Annotated in this window: 18 protein-coding genes and 1 riboswitch; of the genes, 6 read left to right on the top strand and 12 right to left on the bottom strand. The window is 65.4% G+C overall.

Annotated features, from left to right (window positions below; all coding sequences use genetic code 11):
• Positions 1-14: 14 nt before the first annotated feature.
• The gene (locus E3O11_RS01175; protein ID WP_092448936.1) at positions 15-1970 is read right to left on the bottom strand and encodes an ABC transporter ATP-binding protein; all 1956 of its coding nucleotides are present in this window, start codon (positions 1968-1970) and stop codon (positions 15-17) included.
• A 68-nt stretch (positions 1971-2038) separates the two neighbouring features.
• Between E3O11_RS01175 and E3O11_RS01170 the strand changes: the two genes are divergently transcribed.
• From E3O11_RS01170 to E3O11_RS01160, 3 genes are read left to right on the top strand one after another with little or no spacing between them, the layout of a single operon-like run.
• Complete coding sequence (locus tag E3O11_RS01170) at positions 2039-2995, top strand: ABC transporter ATP-binding protein (RefSeq protein WP_092448987.1); 957 nt, start codon at positions 2039-2041, stop codon at positions 2993-2995.
• A complete protein-coding gene (locus E3O11_RS01165) occupies positions 2992-3972 on the top strand; it encodes an ABC transporter permease (protein ID WP_092448935.1) in 981 nt (326 codons plus the stop codon). Before E3O11_RS01170 ends, E3O11_RS01165 begins: the two co-directional genes overlap by 4 nt.
• On the top strand, positions 3873-4715 hold the full coding sequence (locus tag E3O11_RS01160) for an ABC transporter permease (RefSeq protein WP_092448934.1): 843 nt from the start codon (positions 3873-3875) through the stop codon (positions 4713-4715). Before E3O11_RS01165 ends, E3O11_RS01160 begins: the two co-directional genes overlap by 100 nt.
• A gap of 54 nt (positions 4716-4769) precedes the next feature.
• Here E3O11_RS01160 and E3O11_RS01155 read toward each other — a convergent pair whose 3' ends face one another.
• The 7 genes from E3O11_RS01155 to E3O11_RS01125 all read right to left on the bottom strand — a co-directional run bounded on the left by E3O11_RS01155 (position 4770) and on the right by E3O11_RS01125 (position 11406).
• A complete protein-coding gene (locus tag E3O11_RS01155) occupies positions 4770-6122 on the bottom strand; it encodes an MFS transporter (RefSeq protein WP_198415525.1) in 1353 nt (450 codons plus the stop codon).
• Between the two features lie 205 nt (positions 6123-6327).
• Positions 6328-6684: a hypothetical protein gene (locus tag E3O11_RS01150; protein WP_092448933.1), complete on the bottom strand. Its 357-nt coding sequence runs from the start codon at positions 6682-6684 to the stop codon at positions 6328-6330.
• Between the two features lie 34 nt (positions 6685-6718).
• Positions 6719-7186, bottom strand: a complete 468-nt coding sequence (ribH, locus tag E3O11_RS01145; protein ID WP_092448932.1) for a 6,7-dimethyl-8-ribityllumazine synthase — start codon at positions 7184-7186, stop codon at positions 6719-6721.
• Entirely contained in the window at positions 7186-8445 is a 1260-nt protein-coding gene (ribA, locus tag E3O11_RS01140) for a GTP cyclohydrolase II (protein ID WP_092448931.1), read from the bottom strand. The genes ribH and ribA overlap by 1 nt, the downstream gene beginning before the upstream one ends.
• Positions 8442-9092 carry a riboflavin synthase gene (locus E3O11_RS01135; protein WP_092448930.1) on the bottom strand — a complete coding sequence of 217 codons (651 nt, stop codon included), beginning with the start codon at positions 9090-9092 and terminating at the stop codon, positions 8442-8444. Before E3O11_RS01135 ends, ribA begins: the two co-directional genes overlap by 4 nt.
• Before the next feature lie 7 nt (positions 9093-9099).
• Entirely contained in the window at positions 9100-10131 is a 1032-nt protein-coding gene (gene ribD / locus E3O11_RS01130; protein WP_241994605.1) for a bifunctional diaminohydroxyphosphoribosylaminopyrimidine deaminase/5-amino-6-(5-phosphoribosylamino)uracil reductase RibD, read from the bottom strand.
• Between the two features lie 87 nt (positions 10132-10218).
• A riboswitch (FMN riboswitch) is annotated at positions 10219-10356 on the bottom strand.
• 75 nt (positions 10357-10431) lie between these two features.
• Complete coding sequence (locus tag E3O11_RS01125) at positions 10432-11406, bottom strand: sugar-binding transcriptional regulator (protein WP_255411870.1); 975 nt, start codon at positions 11404-11406, stop codon at positions 10432-10434.
• Positions 11407-11517: 111 nt separating this feature from the next.
• Between E3O11_RS01125 and E3O11_RS01120 the strand changes: the two genes are divergently transcribed.
• The 3 genes from E3O11_RS01120 to glpK all read left to right on the top strand — a co-directional run bounded on the left by E3O11_RS01120 (position 11518) and on the right by glpK (position 15770).
• Positions 11518-13260: a glycerol-3-phosphate dehydrogenase/oxidase gene (locus tag E3O11_RS01120; protein ID WP_092448929.1), complete on the top strand. Its 1743-nt coding sequence runs from the start codon at positions 11518-11520 to the stop codon at positions 13258-13260.
• Between the two features lie 189 nt (positions 13261-13449).
• A complete protein-coding gene (locus E3O11_RS01115; protein WP_092448983.1) occupies positions 13450-14184 on the top strand; it encodes an MIP/aquaporin family protein in 735 nt (244 codons plus the stop codon).
• A 71-nt stretch (positions 14185-14255) separates the two neighbouring features.
• On the top strand, positions 14256-15770 hold the full coding sequence (gene glpK / locus E3O11_RS01110) for a glycerol kinase GlpK (RefSeq protein WP_092448928.1): 1515 nt from the start codon (positions 14256-14258) through the stop codon (positions 15768-15770).
• 68 nt (positions 15771-15838) lie between these two features.
• On the opposite strand, the gene E3O11_RS01105 is transcribed toward glpK, so the two are convergent.
• The 4 genes from E3O11_RS01105 to E3O11_RS01090 form a co-directional block, all read right to left on the bottom strand.
• Positions 15839-16534 carry an HAD family hydrolase gene (locus E3O11_RS01105; RefSeq protein WP_233195453.1) on the bottom strand — a complete coding sequence of 232 codons (696 nt, stop codon included), beginning with the start codon at positions 16532-16534 and terminating at the stop codon, positions 15839-15841.
• Positions 16535-16629: 95 nt separating this feature from the next.
• Positions 16630-17634, bottom strand: a complete 1005-nt coding sequence (trpS, locus tag E3O11_RS01100; RefSeq protein WP_092448926.1) for a tryptophan--tRNA ligase — start codon at positions 17632-17634, stop codon at positions 16630-16632.
• The gene (locus E3O11_RS01095) at positions 17631-18488 is read right to left on the bottom strand and encodes an exodeoxyribonuclease III (protein WP_092448925.1); all 858 of its coding nucleotides are present in this window, start codon (positions 18486-18488) and stop codon (positions 17631-17633) included. The genes trpS and E3O11_RS01095 overlap by 4 nt, the downstream gene beginning before the upstream one ends.
• A gap of 9 nt (positions 18489-18497) precedes the next feature.
• Positions 18498-19571 (bottom strand): YihY/virulence factor BrkB family protein, encoded by a 1074-nt coding sequence (locus tag E3O11_RS01090; protein WP_134495349.1) that lies wholly within the window; start codon positions 19569-19571, stop codon positions 18498-18500.
• Between the last annotated feature and the right edge of the window lie 32 nt (positions 19572-19603).

Raw genomic sequence — 19603 nt, 5'->3', positions numbered from 1 at the left:
GCTCTCGCGGGGTGTTAGACCAGCAGCTGGTGCTTGGCCAGGTCGCGGTACAGCGGGGTGGAGACGACGAGTTCGGAGTGGGTGCCGACGCCGACGACCTCGCCGTGGTCGAGCACCACGATTTGGTCGCTGTCGACCACGGTGGACAGGCGGTGCGCGATCACGATGAGCGTGCGGTCCACCGCGACGGCGTCGATGGCTTCGCGCATCATCTGCTCGTTCTTGCCGTCGAGGCTGGAAGTAGATTCATCGAGCAGAAGAATCGGCGGGGCCGCGAGCAGCGCCCGGGCGATTGCGAGCCGCTGGCGTTCTCCGCCGGAGAGTTTCACACCCGATTCGCCGACCGCCGCGCCGAGCCCGGCTGGGTCGCGGTCGAGCACTTCACCCAGATTGACCGCCTGCAGCACCTTGATGCAGTCCTCATCGGTGGCATCGGGGGTGGCGAGCGTGAGATTGTCGCGCAGCGAACCGGCCAGGACCGGGGCGTCCTGCTCGACGTAGCCGATCTGCGCGCGCAGCGCGGTGCGATCCAGCGAACGAATATCCAGCCCACCGAGCCGCACGGTGCCGTCCGAGACATCGTAGAACCGCTCGATCAGGGCGAGGATGGTGCTCTTGCCAGCGCCGCTGGGCCCGACGAGCGCGGTGCGCAGCCCGCGCGGAGCGCTGAACGAGACTCCCTTGAGCACCGGGCGCGGGCCCAGGGAAGACTCCCCGATGGAATCGGCGTCGAGATCAGCCTCCGTTTCGGCCGAGCCGGCAGTATCCGTTGTCGGCGCAGCGTCTGAACCAGCGGCGACCTCAGCCGGAGCCACCGCGTAGCCGAAGTGCACGTTCTCGAAGCTGATCGCGGCGGCTTCCGGGTTGACTTTGTCGTTGGCGGCGCCGACGGTCATGGCGAGCGGCGCGATGTCGCGGTCGAATTGATCCTCGGTGGGCAGGTCGATGATCTCCTGGATGCGGCCGAGCGCTCCGAGAGCCGAGTTGACCGAGGTGATCGCGCCGAAGAACTGGCCGAGCGGCATGATCATCATGAACAAGAACAGAATGAACGCGACCAGGTTGGCCACGGTGATGGCGTCGCTCGCAACGCGAAAACCGCCGACGCCCAGCACGACCAGGAAAGACACCTGCATGGCGATGCCGGCGATCGGCACGACGAGGGCACTGATCTTGGCGACCTTGATACCCATGCGCCAGGCGCCGCGGGCGTCTTCTTCGATCACGGACGTCTCACGCTCGGTCGCGTTCGCGGCGCGCACGGTGCGAATGGCACTGATGGCACGCTCGACGCTCGCGGCGAGGTCACCGACCTTCGCCTGCGCGGCCTGGCTCGCGGTGCGGATGCGCCGGGACAACAGGGTGACGGTGACCACCGACACCGCGATCACGAGCACGGTCAGCCCGAGCAGAACCGGGTCGATAATGAGCATGGCCACGAGCGCGCCGATGAAGGTGAGCGAGCCGCCGATCGCTTCGACCAACCCCTGCGTGAGCACCGCGCGCAGCAGGGTGGTATCGCTGCCGACGCGGGAGACGAGGTCGCCGGTGCGGCGCGCATCGAATTCGCTGATCGGCAGGCGCAGCAGGCGTCCGACCAGCTTGCGGCGGCTGGAGAGCACGACTCCCTCACCGGTGCGCTGAAGTAGGTAGTGCTGGTACCCGCTGATCAGGCCCGAAATTACCACGAGCGCAATGAGTACTCCAACCAGCGAACCGAGCGGGTCACCGGCCTGCACGATCGTGATGACCTGACTCACCAGCAGCGGCTGGGCCAGGCTCGCGGCCGCACCGAGCACGCTCAGGACGATGACGACGCCGAGCACCTTTTTGTGCTCGAAGAGGTAGGGCAGCAGCTGGCTGAACTTCGCGCGCGGACCGGTCGGGGCTGGCCGGCCGCGTCGGCCGCGCGGCGGCTTGACGGCCTTCTGGGCAGCGGATGAATCGGGCGTGCGGGTTGCGGTGGTCACTGATTCATCTTAACCGTTCGGCGTCCGAGCCTCCCCGCAATCCCGCCATCGGTCTACAGTGGGGCACTGTGCCGGAACCTGTCATTGTCACCCGAAATCTCGTCAAGAGCTATTCCGTCAACGGCTCGAAAAACTTCGTCGCCGTCGACGGGATCAGTTTCGAAGTGGCCCCGGGGGAGTCCTTCGGGTTGCTCGGCCCCAACGGCGCCGGAAAATCCACGACGATGCGCTTGATCGGCGCGGTGTCCACCCGCACGAGTGGCGACCTCACGGTGCTCGGCCTCGACCCGAACCGGTACGGTCCCGAGATTCGTTCCCAACTCGGCGTGGTGCCGCAGGAGAATAACCTCGACCTCGAGCTGAAGGTGCGGGAAAATCTGCTGGTCTACGGCCGCTACTTCGGGCTGCCGCGCGCCCGAGTCGCCCGCCGGGCCGACGAACTGCTCGAGTTCGCCCAGCTCCAGGACAAGGCCACAGCCAAGGTCGACGACCTCTCCGGTGGCATGAAACGGCGCCTCACCATCGCCCGGGCGCTTATTAACGACCCGCGCATCCTGCTGCTCGACGAGCCGACCACCGGACTCGACCCGCAGGCACGCCACATTCTCTGGGACCGCCTGTTTCGACTCAAGGAACAGGGCACGACGCTGCTCGTCACCACCCACTACATGGACGAAGCCGAGCAGCTCTGCGACCGCCTCATCGTCGTCGACAAGGGCCGCATCATGGCCGAGGGTTCTCCGGCCGACCTGATCCGCCGGTATTCCTCCCGCGAGGTCCTCGAGGTGCGCTTCGGCTCAGCCCAGAATGCCGAGGTCGCCGACCGCCTTCAAAGCTTCGGCGGGAGCGGTTTCGGCGAACGGGTCGACGTGCTGCCCGACCGCATTCTGGTCTACAGCGATAGCGGCGAGCGAGAATTAGAGCGGATGACCGCGGCCGGCCTGCACCCGATCACGAGCCTGGTACGCCGTTCCAGCCTCGAGGACGTGTTCCTCCGTCTCACCGGCCGAAACCTGATCGAATGAGCGCGGGCGATTTCGACAACGCTCGGGATGCTGGCGGGGCGACCGACAGCATCCGTTCGCAGGCAGTCGCGGCGGCTGTCGTCTCGGCCGCCCGCACCCGCCGCTACGGCTCCTGGTATGTGGCCGAGCACCGGTTTCGGGTCATGCGGTCGTACGCGCAGACGGTGCTGTTCACCGCGATCGGCAGCTCGCTCGTCTACCTCTACGCGATGGGCGTTGGCCTGGCCAGCCTGGTCGACGGCAATCTCGGCGACAACGCCGTCAACGGGGTCAGCTACCTTGAATTTCTCGCACCGGCGCTGCTCGCGAGCAGCGCGATTGCAGTCGCCTCCGAGGAGTTCAGCTACCCGATCATGCTCGGCTTCAAATGGAACCCGACCTTCTTCGGTATGAACGCGAGTTCGATTCAACCCGGTCAGATCATCAACGGCATCGTCATCTCGGTAGCGGCACGCATGCTGCTCACCTGCGCCATCTTCTCTGTCTTCATGCTCATTTTTGGTGCGGTTCCTGGCCCGCTCGGTGCCGTGGCGGTGCTCGTGGCGCTACTCACCGGCCTCTCGTTCGGCGCGCTCCTGATGGCGTACACGGCCACCCTCAAGGACGACACCGGCCAGCTCGCCATGGTGCAGCGCTTCGTGATTCTGCCGATGACGCTGTTCTCCGGCACGTTCTTTCCGCTCGACGTGCTGCCGACCTACCTGCAGTGGCTCGGCTGGATCTCACCGCTCTGGCACGGCACCGAACTGTCCCGCGTCTTCGCCTATGGCCGACCGGAACCGATCTGGCTGAGCGTCCTGCACGCGCTCTATCTGGCCGCCCTGCTCGCTGTCGGCTGGATCTGGGCGCGTCGCCTCACGGCCGCGAGGTTGAACAAATGCGGTTTTCGTCGACGCTCGTCACTGCTGCTCGCCCGCCACGGCTGTTCGGAAGCCGTGGTGTCGGTAAGTATTACGCCGGTAATGCGCGCAGCGTGATGGCGCGCGGCTGGCGTGCGACGCGCAGCACCAACTCGCTCGTTGTGCTCAGCGGAATGGTCGAGCCGATCTTCTACCTGCTGTCGATGGGCCTCGGCCTGGAGGCGCTGATCGGCCAGGTACAGACCGACGACGGCCAGAGCGTGCCGTACGCCGCTTTCATCGCCCCGGCGCTGCTCGCCGTCGCCGCGATGAACGGTGCCATCTACGATTCGACCTGGAACGTCTTCTTCAAGATGCAATTCGCCAAACTCTACGAGGGGATGCTGGCCACCTCGCTTGGCCCGCTCGACGTGGCCCTCGGCGAGATCTCGCTCGCCCTGGCGCGGGGGCTGCTCTACGCGACCGGATTCCTGCTCGTGATGCAGGCGCTCGGCCTGAACCTGTCCTGGTGGGCGCTGCTCGCGCTGCCGGCGGTGCTGCTGATCGCGTTTGGATTCGCATCCGTCGGCATGGCGGTGACCAGTTATATGAAGACGTTCCAGCAGATGGACTGGATCACCTTCGTGCTGCTACCGATGTTTTTGTTCTCGGCCACGTTCTACCCGCTGAGCGTGTATCCGCCGGGCGTTCAGTATGTGATTCAGGCGCTGCCGCTCTGGCATGGTGTCGAGCTCGTGCGCGGCCTGACCACCGGCCAGGTGGATGCTGGCCTGCTCTGGCACGTGCTCTACTACGCCGTCATGATCGTGATCGGCGTGGTCATGACCACCCGTCGCCTGACGGCCCTGTTCCTGACATAGACAACGCTCCCCCTCGCAAGCGGCAAGGGGGAGCGGATGCTGGTGCGGCTGGACCTACCGGTGCAGGTCGAGGTCCTTCGTTTCGCGGCTCAGGATCAGCGCGATCAGGGTGATGGTGCCCATGATCGAGAGGTAGATGCCGACCCAGAACGGGCTGCCCTCGCCGATTGTCCACAGCCAGACGGCGATGAACGGGGCGACGGCCGCGCCGAGAATGGAGCTCATGTTGTAGGCGAACGCGGAGCCGGTGTAGCGCACGCTGGTCGGGAACAGCTCGGGCAGCAGCGCGCCCATCGGCCCGAAGGTCATGCCCATGAGTGAGAATCCGACGATGAGGAACAGCATGACGCTGAGGTCGCCGGCACCGAGCAGGGGCACGAAGAGAAACCCGAACACGATGATGAACATGGTCACGATGATGAGCGTCTTGCGGCGCCCGTGCTTGTCGGCCCACGGGCCGGAGGCGAGGGTGAAAATTCCGAAGAACACCACGCCGAGAATCATCATGAGGATGAAGGTGTTGTAGCTGAATCCGAGCCCCGGCAGCGCGGCATCCGTTGCGGCACGGCCGTAACTGAGAGTGAACGTGGTCATCAGATAGAACAGCACGTAGGTGGCGAGCATGATGAACGTGCCGAGGATGAGTTCGCGCCAGTTCGACTTGAATACCGCAGCGAGCGGCAGCTTCTCGACACGCTTGGCCTGGACGACCTTCGTGAAGACCTCGCTTTCGACCAGGCGCAGACGCACCCAGAGTCCGACGATGACCATGACGGCCGAGAACAGGAAGGGGATGCGCCAGGCCCATTCGAGGAATGCCTCGGACGGGCGGGTCGGGTCGGTCGACGGCAGTGCGAGCGCGAGGCCGAGAAATAGGCTGTTGGCGATGATGAAGCCGAGCGGGGCGCCGACCTGGGGGAAGGTGCCGTACCAGGCACGCTTGCCGACCGGGGCGTTTTCGGTTGCCACGAGTGCAGCGCCGCTCCATTCCCCGCCGAGGGCGAAGCCCTGGGCCAGGCGCAGAATGACGAGCATGAACGGTGCCCACCAGCCGATCATGTCGTAGGTCGGCAGTAGGCCGATCAAAAACGTCGCGATGCCCATGGTGAGCAGTGCACCGACAAGGGTGGCCTTGCGTCCCTTGCGGTCACCGAAGTGGCCGAAGAACAGGGCGCCGATCGGGCGGGCGACCATGGCGGCGCCGAACACGGCGAAGGAGGCGAGCAACGCGGTGGTCTCGTTGCCGGTGGGAAAGAACAGGTGCGGAAACACGAGGACGGCGGCGGTGGCGTAAACGTAGAAGTCGTAGAACTCAATGGTCGTGCCGATGAGGCTCGCCATGATGACGCGGCTCTTCGGATTGAGCGGTGTGGTCGGCGTCGGAATTGACGCTGTGGTTGTTGACATGGGGGTGGAACGCTCCGGTGTGATGGCTGAGCGCCAACGAAACCCGCAAGTCGATCGGACTTCCCGCGGTAGCGTTTACGCACGAATGATGGTGTGGCCGCGTGTAGAGGTCACCAATTACCCTACCCCCGGGGGGTCTGGGTCAACGCGCGACAGCGGATACTACGCGTGAAGCACTGGTGTGCCGACTTTCGCGGAGAAAAAGCTATTTCCAGAGTACCGCGATGACCACGTTGACCAGGGTGAGGGCTCCAATGGCCCAGAGCACGAGCGATGAGACGCTCGGCTTCTTGCGGTTCACGATGACCAGCACGGTGATCACGATGAGCACGAGCAGCTTGATGCCGATTTTGGTGTTGTCGATGTGACCGAGGGTACCCACCTGGATGACGCCGACGAGGAGCAGGCCGGTGACCAGCTGGGTCAGCGCACCGTGGAACATGGCGGCGACGATCGTGCCCTTGCCGGCAATGATCGCCTTGATCTGCACCAGAAAGCCGCCGAGTAGCGAGGCGAGGCCGACGAAGTGCAGAATGAGCAGAATATTGCGCAGAAGGTCCATGCGTTCAGCCTAGGTGACGACGATGCGCTACAAGCTAGCTGCGCAGCTCGCGCAGCAGAATTGCGGTGGCCAGGGCAGCGGATGCCGCCTCCTCGCCCTTGTCTTCCTTCGATCCGGGCAGTCCGGCCCGGTCGAGGCCCTGCTGTTCGTCGTCGAGGGTCAGCACGCCGAAGCCCACGGGCTTGCCGGTGTCGAGCGCAACGCGAGTGAGACCATCCGTTGCCGCATTGGAGACGAACTCGAAGTGTGGAGTGCCGCCCCGGATGATCACGCCGAGGGCGACGGCCGCGTCGGCCCCGTTTTCGAGCGCGACCTTGCAGGCAACGGGCAGTTCGAAGCTGCCCGGTACGCGCACGAGCGACCAGGAGGCTCCGCTCGCTTCGAGCACGCGGGTTGCGCCGGCGATGAGGCCGTCGGTGATCACGTCGTGCCAGAGGCCCGCGACGATGACGACGCGCAAGCCGGTGCCGTCAACGCTGAGGGTGGGTCCTGTGCCGGCCATTAGGCGATTCCGTTCATGATTTCGGTGTCGGTGATGTGGTGCCCCATGCGGTCGCGCTTGGTGGCGAGGTATTCCTCGTTGTATTCGCCGATCCCCACGACGAGTGGCACGCGCTCGGTCACAGCGACGCCGTGCAGTTCGAGTTGACGTACCTTCTCGGGGTTGTTGGTGAGCAGCCGCACCGAACTCAACCCTAGTTGGTGCAGGATGCTGGTGGCCGCGCCGTACTCGCGGCTATCGACGGGCAAACCCAGCGCCACGTTGGCGTCGAGGGTGTCGAGGCCGTCTTCCTGCAGCTCGTAGGCGCGCAGCTTATTGATAAGGCCGATGCCGCGCCCCTCCTGGCCGCGCAGGTAGACGACCACGCCGCCTTCCTCCTGGATGATGTCGAGTGAGGCGTCGAGCTGTGGTCCGCACTCGCACTTGAGTGAGCCGAACGCTTCGCCGGTGAGGCACTCGGAGTGAACCCGCACGATGGCGCCATTGGCCGGGTTGCCGGCGACGAAGGCGACGTGGTCGGCGCCGGTGGAACGGTCTCGGTAGGCGCGCACCCGAAAGAGGCCGTGCCGGGTGGGGACGGTGGTCTCCACCTCGAAGTCGACCCGCGGCGCCTCGATCAGTGGCGCGATCGTCGGCAGCGCTGCGTTGGGGTGGAACTCGTCGAGGTAGCTGATCAGGTCTTTAATCGTGATGACGTGCAGCCCCTCGCGCTCGCCGAGTTCGAGCAGGCCGGGCAGTCGCATCATCTCGCCGTCTTCGGCGACGATCTCAGCGATCGCCGCGACCGGAACCAGACCGGCTAGTTTCATCAGGTCGACGCCGGCTTCGGTGTGGCCGCTGCGCTCGCGCACACCGCCGTCGCGGGCGCGCAGCGGCAGGATGTGGCCGGGGCGGTGCAGGCTGGCCGGTGCCGACGCCGGATCGGCCAGAACTCGCAAGGTGTGGGCCCGGTCGGCGGCGCTGATCCCGGTCGACAGCCGATCGGCCGCGTCGACGCTCACGGTGTAGTTGGTACCGAGCGGGTCTTCGTTGTTCAAGACCATCACCGGCAGGTCGAGCTGGTCAGCGATCTCATTCGTCATCGGCGCGCAGATGAAGCCGGAAGAGTAGCGCACGGTCCAGGCGATCCACTCCTGCGTGGCGAGCTGGGCCGAGATGATGACGTCTCCCTCGTTTTCGCGGCCCTCGTCGTCGGCGACGATGACCGGTCGACCGAGGCGTAGGGCGTCGAGTGCGGAGGGAATATCGGCGAGGCTCATGATGCGCTCCTTGGGGTGGTGACGTGCTGGGAATTGTGGGTCGCCGTCAGGGCGAGCATCCGTTCAACGTGGCGGGCCAGAATGTCCGTCTCAATGTTGACTCGGTCGCCGACGGCGCGCTCGCCGAGGGTGGTCACCGTGAGGGTCTCGGGAATGAGCGACACCTCAAACCACTGATCCGTCTCGGTGGCGGGGCTGATGTTGCTCACCGTGAGGGAGACGCCGTCGATGGCGATCGAACCCTTGCCGACGACGAGCGGCGCGAGTTCGGCGCTGAGGCTGAACCGCAGCACTCGCCAGGCATCACCGGGCGTGAGGCTAAGCACCGTGCTGGTGCCGTCAATGTGGCCCTGCACGATGTGGCCGCCGAGGCGTCCACCGACGAGGGCGGCGCGTTCGAGGTTGACCGGGGAGCCGACGAGGGCCGCGGACAGTGTCGACATCGACAGGGTCTGCGCCATCACGTCGGCGGTGAAGGTTTCGGCGGTGCGCTCGACCACGGTGAGACAGACGCCCTGCACGGCGATGGAGTCGCCTCGCAGCGCGCCGTCGATCACGAGCGGGCCGCGGATGGTGAGGCGGGCGGCATCCGCTGTCTGCTCGATGCGCACGATTTGGCCGAGCTCCTCGATGATTCCGGTGAACATGGGTTCCTTAGTTAGTCTGCGGTCGGGCGACGATGAGAACATCGTCACCGAGGCGGTCGAGGGAAAGAATGGCGAGGCGGCGCTGCTCACCGATCGCGGCCACACCGATGTCGGTGAGGGCGAGCCGGGGGCCGCCGATGAGCGTCGGAGCCAGGTAGATGAGGTATTCGTCGACCAGCCCGGCGGCGACGAAGGCGCTCGCCACGGTCGGTCCACCCTCGATGAACACGCTGCGCAGACCTCGGCCGTGCAGGTCGGCGAGAACGCCGGGAAGGTCGCGTCCGTCAAAAAACAGCGGTGACTGCGGGTGGTTGATCAGGGCAGTGGATGCCGGCAGCGGACGTCGGCCCAGCACCACGGGCACCGGTTGCTGCTTGAGCAGCGCGCCATCGGCGTCGCGCGCGGTCAGGGCCGGATCGTCGGCGAGCACGGTCCCGGTGCCGACCAGGATCGCGGCGGCGGCACCACGCCGTTGGTGCACGTCGACGCGGGCTGCGCCGCCGGTGATCCAACGGCTGGAGCCGTCGGCCGCTGCCGCACGACCGTCGAGGCTCGACGCCCACTTGAGCGTGACGAACGGGCGCCCGAGGCGGGCGGCAACGAGCCAGTCGCCCAGGAATTCTTCGCCCTCCGCCACGAGCAGGGTGCCCTGCACGTCGACTCCGGCAGCGCGCAGCCGGTCGGCTCCGCCGCAGGAACGTTCGCCGGAGTCGGTCACCGAGTAAACGACGCGAGCGACGCCGGCCTCGATCAGGGCCTCGGCGCAGGGTCCCGTGCGGCCGACATGGTTACAGGGTTCCAGGGTGACCACGACGGTGCTGCCGCGCGCAGCGCCGGGGGCGAGCTGGGACAGCGCGTCGACCTCGGCGTGCTTGCTGCCGGCTCCGCGGTGCCAGCCTTCGGCGAGGGTGTCGCCCTCAGCGTTCACAATGACGCAGCCGACCCGGGGGTTGACGCCGGTGGACGGACCCTGGGCGGCAAGTTCGAGCGCGCGACGCATGGCGCTGTGCAGGGTGTGCACTGCCGCGTTGTTGGTCATCCCGCCCTCATCCGTATTGGACGAGCTCCGGGGGTATGGGGGTGCAGACCTGCACAAACCCGCCGGTCGACCGTAGGGGCCAACCGACTCGTGCGCCTCCCGTCCGGACTTTGACCGTCGGTGCTGGAGTTTCACCAGCTCAACCGTTTCGCCTCTCTCTCAAGGGGCTAACGGGTCGCGGACTTTAACCGCCGGTTCGGAATCACACCGACCCCGGAGCACGTGTACTACTTCTAGTTATAGTGCAACAGTCCGCGCGCAGTACTATTCCCGGCGACATCCGCTGTTCCGGTCAGGGGCTCAGGAGGCCTCGACCAGGGCCCGGGCCGTGCTTTCGTCGACGAACAAGTCGGTGATCAGCCGGGCGGCGAGGGCCCCGCGCAGGCTCGCGAGCTTGGAGCGGCCGGCCACGACGCAGATGCGGCGCGGGGTGCGGCGCAATACGGTGAATTCCGGGCCGGTTGAACGCTCGTTCAGAGCAATGCCGTCTGTCGAACCGTCGGCGCGGTAAAACACGGTGGCCACGTCGCCGACCACCTGAGCGGCGCTGAGTGCATCGAATTCGGCTTTTTCCAGGTAGCCACCGGCGTAGACACGGCTGATCACACCGGAAAACGGAGAGCCGAGGCCGAACAGGGCGATATCCATGGTGGCTTGCATGTCGATCAGGCGGCTTATGCTGCGCTCCCGCCACAGCGCCTTCTTGGTGGCCGGGTCGTCGAAGAACGCCGGCACCGGAAACTGTTGAATGTGTGCGCCGAACGCCGTGCCGAAGCGTCCGAGAATTTCACTCGCGTAGCCGAGGCCGGTCGTGCGCATGTTTCCGGCACCGTTGAGCTGCACGATCTGCGAGTTGTGGGTTTGTTTGGGCGTCACGTGTCGGCTGATCGCGTTCATGGTGGAGCCCCAGGCGATGCCCATGGTCATGTTCGAGTCGAAGTATTGACCGAGAATCCGTGCAACAGACAGGGCCACGCGCTCTAGGCGATCGACGTCGCTCGCGCTGTCTGGCACCGGAACGACGTGCGCTTCGATCCGAAATCGAGCCTCGAGCTGCTGCTCGAGGTGACTCGGGGCATCCAATGGCGACTTGATTTGGATGTCGACCAAGCCGGTCTCCCGAGCATGGCTGAGCAGGCGAGAGACGGAGGAGCGGGAGGTGTGCAGCTCCCGAGCGATGGCATCCATGGTGAGGTCCTGCAGATAGTACAGGTGCGCCGCGGTGAGGGCGTCGCGGCTGCGATCGGACTGCACGGGATCAATATCGAGGGTCACAACGGCTCCTTGCACGTATGTTCAATCCGGTTGAGAAATTGTGTCGGACTGTCAGACTGTATTTATTCATATGGCTTGTCGCAATGCAAGCCCCAGACAGAGGTGACAACAATGTCGTTCTTAAACTCACAAACTTCGTCGGCACTCAACGATCGTCCCAACGCCCAGGTGCTCATTATCGGCGCCGGCATCAATGGCATCGCAACCTTCCGCGATCTGGCCCTGCAGGGCGTTGACGTGGTCATCGTCGAGAAGAACGACTTCGTCTCCGGCGCCTCGTCGGCGAGCTCGCACATGATCCACGGCGGGGTGCGCTATCTCGAAAACGGCGAGTTCCGCCTGGTCAAGGAGTCGGTGACCGAGCGCAACGGCCTGCTCAAGATCGCGCCGCACTACGTCAAGCCGCTGCAGACCACCATCCCCATCTTTTCCACCTTCTCCGGAGTGATGGCCGCGCCGCTGCGTTTCCTCACCCACAAGCAGGGTTCCAAGCACGTGGAGCGTGGCGCCCTGCTGATCAAACTCGGCATGATGATCTACGACGCCTTCTCCCGCGACGGCGGTTCGGTGCCGCGTCACGAGTTCAAGGGTCGCGGTCAGGCGCTCGCCGCTCTGCCGCTGCTGAACCCCGGCCTCAAGTACACGGCAACGTACTACGACGCCGCGATGCACGACCCTGAGCGCCTCGCCCTCGACGTGCTGCGCGACGGCCTCGACGCTGGCCCGCATGCTCGCGCCGCCAACTACGTCGAAGCCGCGGGCATGAGTGAGAACGGCGTGCTGCTGCGCAACAGCATCACCGGCGAAGAGTTCACCTTCACAGCAGATGTCGTCGTCAACACGAGCGGGCCATGGACCGACCTGACCAACACCGCTCTCGGGCAGCCGAGCACGTTCATGGGCGGCACCAAGGGCTCCCATATCGTCCTCGACAACCCGGAGCTGCTCGCGGCGACCGGTGGCCGCGAGATCTTCTTCGAACACGAAGACGGCCGCATCGTGCTGATCTACCCGCTCAAGGGCCGCGTTCTGGTCGGCACCACCGACCTCGAACACGACATGAGCAAGCCGATTCGCTGCACCGAAGACGAGATCGACTACTTCTTCGACCTGGTCGCGCACGTTTTCCCAACCGTGAAGGTCGACCGTTCGCACATCGTGTTCCGCTTCGCCGGCGTACGCCCGCTCCCGCGCCACGACGAAGAAGCCCCCGGATTCGTCTCCCGCGACTACCGCATCGAGTCGCGTCCGCTGCCCCGCGCCGGTACCGAAGACGGCACCCTGCTCAGCCTGGTCGGCGGCAAATGGACCACCTTCCGCGCCCTGGCCGAGCACCTGAGTACCGACATCCTGAAGCTGCTCGGCCTGCCGCGCACCGTCTCCACCGAGGGCCTGGCCATCGGCGGCGGACGCAACTTCCCTGCAACGGATGCCGCCCACCAGGTCTGGGTCACCGCCCACGGTGACGAAGTGGGCGCAGACCGCGCCGCAGCCCTGCTCGCCCGGTACGGCACCCGCGCGAGCGAGGTCATCGACTTTCTCACCGACCCGACCGCTCCAGCGGATGCCCCGCTCGTACAAAACTCCGCCTATAGCCGGCGCGAGATCGAGTTTTTGGCCTCAACCGAGAGTGTCGTGCGCCTGATCGACGTGCTGCTGCGTCGCACCAGCATGGCCTTCGTCGGATACGTCACCACGCCGCTGATCGAGGAGCTCAGCGGTGTCGTCGCCCCGGTTTTGGGGTGGGATGCTGGGCGGCTGGCCGAAGAGATCGAGCTGGCCCGCAGCATCCTGAGCGACGTGCACGGGGTCACGCTGGCCCCGGTCAGCCAAACTCCCATTCGCGTCGCCTGACGCGTTCGGCCCTGGCCGGCGATTGCCGACAATCTGCACAAACGTGCAGCTCAAAGCGACCATCGCCGGGCCGGGCGCCGATACGTTTTTACACAGGTAACAAACAGCACGACCGTCGCACTCGACAATTAGGTCAGTCGGCAGCACCCCATCTGAAAGGTCAATGTGGACAATCTCGGTGTCGTATTTATGTCAGAGGTCGTGGGAACGGCCATCCTCGTACTCCTCGGCTGTGGCGTGGTCGCCAACGTCGCGCTCGCCAAGAACAAGGGCTTTGGCGGCGGTTTTCTCATGGTCACCATCGGCTGGGGCCTCGCGGTCTACGCCGGTGTCATCGCCGCGTACAACTCGGGCGCGCACCTGAACCCGGCCGTCACGCTCGGCCTTGTCGCGAGCGGCGCCGACACGTTCGGCTCCGGCGTTCCGGTCAACTTCGTGTCGATCATGACCTATATCGGCGCGCAGATGATCGGCGCGATCCTCGGTGCTGTCGTGGTCTGGCTTGCCTACAAGCAGCACTTCGATCAGGAGCCGGAAGCCGCCAACAAGCTCGGTGTCTTCTCGACCGGGCCGGCCATCCGCTCCTACGGTTGGAACCTGGTCACCGAAATCATCGGCACCTTCGTGCTGGTTTTCGTCGTCATCGGCTTCGGCCGCAACGGCGACGGCGGCGGGCTCGCGGCCCTCGGTGCACTGCCGGTGGCCCTGCTCGTGATCGCGATCGGCGCCTCGCTCGGTGGGCCCACCGGCTACGCCATCAACCCGGCGCGTGACCTCGGCCCCCGCATCGCGCACTTCCTGCTGCCGATCAAGGGCAAGGGCTCAAGCGACTGGTCGTATTCCTGGGTACCCGTCGTCGGCCCGATCATCGGCGGCGTGCTCGCCGGTGCCTCCTCTGGTGTGCTGCTGCCCATCCTGGGCTAACCCTGTCGACGCATTCTGCAGCATCCGCTTTAAACTGATTCATCCCACCTGGAACAACAAAGGAGTTACAAATGGCCAAGTACGTTCTCGCCATCGACCAGGGAACCACGAGTTCCCGCGCGATCATCTTCGACAAGGCCGGGTCGATCATTTCGACCGGTCAGCTTGAGCACGAGCAGATTCTGCCGCAGGCCGGCTGGGTCGAGCACGACCCGAAAGAAATCTGGGACAACACCCGTGAGGCCATCGGCCAGGCGCTGTCCAAAGCGAACATCACCCGGCACGACATCGAGGCCATCGGCATCACCAATCAGCGCGAAACCGCTGTCGTCTGGGACAAGAACACCGGCGTGCCCGTCTACAACGCCATCGTCTGGCAGGACACCCGCACCCAGGCAATCGTCGACCGCCTCGCGGCCGACGGCGGTGTCGAGCGTTTCAAGCAGAAGGTCGGCTTGCCGCTGGCCACCTATTTTTCCGGCACCAAGATCGTCTGGATCCTCGAGAACGTCGAGGGCGCCCGCGCGAAAGCGGATGCCGGCGACCTCCTGTTCGGTACCACCGACTCCTGGGTCCTCTGGAACCTGACCGGCGGCATCGAGGGTGGCGTGCACGCGACCGACGTCACCAACGCCAGCCGCACGATGTTCATGGACCTCGAAACCCTGCAGTGGAACGACGAGATCCTGGCCATCTTCGACGTGCCCAAGTCGATGCTGCCCGAGATCAAGAGCTCGTCCGAGGTCTACGGCATCGCGAGCGGGCACAGCCTGCTGCGCGAGGTGCCGATTGCGGGCATCCTGGGTGACCAGCAGGCCGCGACCTTCGGCCAGGCCGCGTTCGACCAGGGCGAGGCCAAGAACACCTACGGCACCGGAAACTTTCTGATCTTCAACACCGGCACCGAGATCATCCACTCCAAGAACGGCCTGCTCACGACCGTGGGCTACAAGCTCGGCGACGCCCCCGTGCATTACGCGCTCGAGGGATCGATCGCCGTGACCGGTTCGCTCGTGCAGTGGATGCGGGACCAGCTCGGCATCATCAAGAACGCCTCCGAGATCGAAGACCTCGCCAAGACGGTCAAGGACAACGGCGGGGCGTACTTCGTGCCGGCCTTCTCGGGTCTGTTCGCACCGTACTGGCGGTCGGATGCCCGTGGCGCCCTGGTCGGTCTCACCCGCTACGTGAACAAGGGCCACATCGCCCGCGCCGCGCTCGAGGCCATCGCGTACCAGACGCGGGAGGTGCTCGATGCGGTCAACGCCGACTCCGGGGTTCCGCTGACCGAACTCAAGGTCGACGGTGGTGCCACGGCCAACGACCTGCTCATGCAGTTCCAGGCCGACATTATTGGCGTGCCCGTCGTGCGCCCGGTCGTCGCCGAGACCACCGCCCTGGGCGCCGCGTATGCGGCCGGCCTGGCCGTCGGCTTCTGGAGTGGCCTCGACGACCTCCGCGCCAACTGGCAGGAGGACTCCCGCTGGGAGCCGTCCATGGACAAGGACGAGGCCGATCGCCTCCTGCGCAACTGGAAGAAGGCCGTAACGAAGACCCTCGACTGGGTAGACGAAGACGTGCGCTAGCTCTTCTCGCGAGAGCGCAAAAAGTGCCCGATTGGACTATCCAATCGGGCTCTTTTTGCGCTCTCGCGTTACTGTGCCAATAGGGGCGGAAGGTCGTGGAGGGATTCGATACGGAGGATTCCAACGGGGGCAGCGGATGCGCCGGCGCGGTCCAGCCAGACACCCGTCAGCCCCGCAGCGGCCGCGCCCACGGCATCCGTGCGAAGCCGATCGCCCACGTACACCGCCCCCTCCACCGGAATGTCGAACAGCGCGCAGGCGTGCTGAAAGATGCGCGCGTCCGGCTTGGCGAAGCCGAGAGCACCGGAGGTGACGACGTGCTCGAACCGGTGGGTCAGCCCGACCCGCCGAATCTTCTCGCCCTGAAACACCGGGTCGCCGTTCGTGATGAGGCCAAAGCGCACCCCGGGCAGAACCTCCGCCAGCGCGTCGAGGCAGGGGAGCGCGTCGTCGTGCAGCCGCCAACTGGCCCGGTAGCTCAGAAAGTACTCGTCAAACCAGGCGTCGGCCTCGGCGTCGGTCAGCGAGATGTCGAACGATGCGGCGAAGTCCTGGGCCCGGGCGCGCCGCTGGCCGGCAAAGTCCAGAGCGCCGGCGAGGTAGGAGTGGTAATGCTCCTCCTCGAGCGCGTCCCAGAGCACGATTGCTGCATTGCGGTCGCCGGTCGCGAATGCACCGCCGATCCGGTCGAGGTGCAGCAGGATTCCCGCTGCCACAGCTCCGCGGTGCTCGAACAGGGTATCGTCGAGGTCGAACAGCACCACCCCAGGTCGCCGAGAGCGCAAAAAGTGCCCGTTTGACGGGTCCAATCGGGCACTTTTTGCGCTCTCGCCAGCAGGCGCAGAGCTCGGGACGGGCATCAGCGGCGGGGGAGGAAGCCGACGCGGTCGTAGACGGTGGCCAGGGTTTCGTTCGCTACAGCGTCAGCCCGGGCGGCGTTCGACGCCAGCACCCGGTCGAGTTCGGCCGGGTCGCCGAGCAGCTCGGCGACGCGCTCGCGAATCGGGTCGAAGGTGCCGAGTACAACTTCGACGAGACTTTTCTTCAGATCGCCGTAGCCTCGCCCGGCGTACTCGTTCTCCAGCGACTCGATCGTGCGGGAGGCCAACACGGAGTAAATCGTGAGCAGGTTCGCCACGCCCGGCTTGTTCTCGCGGTCGAAGACCACGCCGCCGTCGGCATCCGTCACGGCCCGCATGATCTTCTTCCTGGTGACCCCGGGCTCGTCGAGCAGCCAGATCACTCCGGCGTGCGACTCGGCCGACTTCGACATTTTCGACGTGGGATTCTGCAGGTCGTAGATCTTCGCGGTCTCCTTCACGATCGCCACCTCGGGAATCGTGAAGGTGTCGCCGAACCGTGAGTTGAAGCGCAGCGCGAGGTCGCGGGTGAGTTCAACGTGCTGGCGCTGGTCCTCTCCGACCGGCACCACCGTGGTCTGGTAGAGCAGAATATCCGCCGCCATCAGTGTCGGGTAGGCGAACAGGCCCACCGTCGTCGCGTCGGCGCCGTGCCGCGCGGACTTGTCCTTGAACTGGGTCATGCGGCTGGCCTCACCGAACCCGGTGATGGTGTTCAGTACCCAGGCCAGCTGCGCGTGCGCCGCGACATGCGACTGCACATACAGCGTCGACGCCGACGGGTCGATCCCGGCCGCAATGTATTGCGCCGCCGTGCCGCGGGTGTTCTCCCGCAGCTTCAAAGGCTCCTGCGCGACGGTGATCGCGTGCAGGTCGACGATGCTGAAGAATGCGTCGTGGGTCTGCTGCAGCGACTTCCAGTTCAGCAGCGCGCCAATGTAGTTGCCGATCTGCAGGGACTCGGCGGAGGGCTGCATGCCCGAATAGAGGCGGGGTTTGGTCATGAGTTCAACGCTCCAGAAAGGTCATAGTCGACAACGACGGGGGAGTGGTCGCTCCAACGCTGGTCGTACGCTGCGGCCCGGTCGACCGCATACGACACCACGGATGCCGCCAGCTCCGGGCTGGCCAGGTGGTAGTCCAATCGCCATCCGGTGTCGTTGTCGAATGCCTGGCCGCGCTGAGACCACCAGGTGTATGGACCCTCAACCTCGCCGGCCCACTTGCGTCCGACGTCCACCCAGCCGAGTCCGGCGCCCGCGTTGTACAAATCGTCGCCTTCAGCGCCGAGAATACGGTCGAAATACTCACGCTCCTCCGGCAGAAAACCGGCATGCTTCTTGTTGCCGCGCCAGTTCTTAATGTCGAGCGTGCGGTGCCCGACGTTGAGATCGCCGAGCACGAGCGCGAGCGGGCTGTGCGTGCTCAGCTCCGGCAGCCGAGCGATCATGGCGTCCAGAAACTTGTACTTCTCCACCTGCTTGGGAGTGTCCGTCTCGCCGGAGTGCACATACGTGCTCACCACGGTGATGATCTGGCCGTTGACCTCGTAGTCGGCTTCGAGCCAGCGGCCGGCGCTGTCGAATTCCTCAGCACCGAGGGCAACGCGATGAATGGATGCCCCCGCGCGGCTTGCCAGGGCAACCCCGGCGCGGCCCTTGGCGGTGGCGGCGTCGTGCAGAATATTCCAGTCCGGGCCGAGCAGCCCCTCGAGGTCTTCGGTGGATGCACGCACCTCTTGGATGGCCAGAATGTCGATGTCACGGGCATTCAGCCAGTCGCCCATTCCCTTGCGGTACGCGGCTCGTACCCCGTTCGTGTTGATGCTGGCAATGCGGAGAGGTTTGGCTGCAGACATGGGTCAAGTCTAGTTTGGGGTGTCCGCCGCATCTGCCCGGGCAAAGCCTTCGACGACAGCTTCGGCAGCCCTGAGCCGCCGCCGGGCACCCCACCGGGCATACCAGGGCGAGGCATCGAGATCCGCTCTGGCGGCGGTGAGCTCGGCCTGCGCGGTCAGCCTCAGGGCATCGTGCATCCGCTGCGCTTGGTCTTCCGCCGCCTCATCGGCGCTGAGCGTGTGGGGCGGAATCCCCGCATCGTCCATCCCCACCGCAATCCACGACGCCGCGATCAACGTGACCGTGCTCACCAGGTTGAACCAGATCAGTAGCCCGATGATTACCGCAAAGGTCGCCAGCAGCGGGTTGCGGCTGGCGCCGCCGAGTAGCGCACCACCGAGAATTTTGAGTAGGCCGAGCGCCAACCCGCCCAGCAGCGCGCCGGCGAACAACCGCCGTACCGGAATGCGTACCCGCGACAACACCCGGAACAGGGCCGCTAGGGTGAAAGTATCGATGACGAGCACGACGGCCAGGCCGATGGCGCGGGCCGAGGCTTCGTAGAAGAACGAGTCCTGCGGTATCTGAAAGATGCCAAAGAGCAGGCCGAGCAGCGCGGTGCTCGCGAGCGAGACGATCGCCGACAACACGAGGGCCAGGCCGAAGACCAGCCCGAGGCCGAGCTCGCGCAGCTTGACCAGCAAAAAGAACGTCGTCTGCTGCGGCATGTCAAAGACGGTGCGCACCGCCTGCGCCGTCGCCGACAGCCAGCCGAGCGCGGTCAGCAGCAGTCCGACCAGGGCGATTGCTCCGGTCCAGGTGAGAATGCCGGCGGTGGCGAGTAGCTCGGGGTCGATAATGCCGTCGGTGCCGATCAGTCCCGGAATCGACTGGTTGATGATCGCGTAGAGCGCGTTCAGCAGACCCTGATTCGCGGTCAGAAAGAGCCCCGCAATCGAAAAGCCCACCCAGACAGCCGCGAAAATGGCGAAGATCGCCTGATAGGACATTCCAGCGGCGAGGATGCTGCCACCCACGTTGTTGAAGTGGGTCACCACCCGCACGGGTCGCCAGGTGAGGATGCGGGCTACAAGCTCTTTCACAGTGTCAGCTTAACCAAAGACACCCCCGTCGA

Source organism: Cryobacterium levicorallinum, from assembly GCF_004402405.1.
GTDB lineage: Bacteria > Actinomycetota > Actinomycetes > Actinomycetales > Microbacteriaceae > Cryobacterium > Cryobacterium levicorallinum.
The sequence above is the reverse complement of the archived record's forward strand: the minus strand, read 5'-3'. Positions and strand labels throughout refer to the sequence as shown.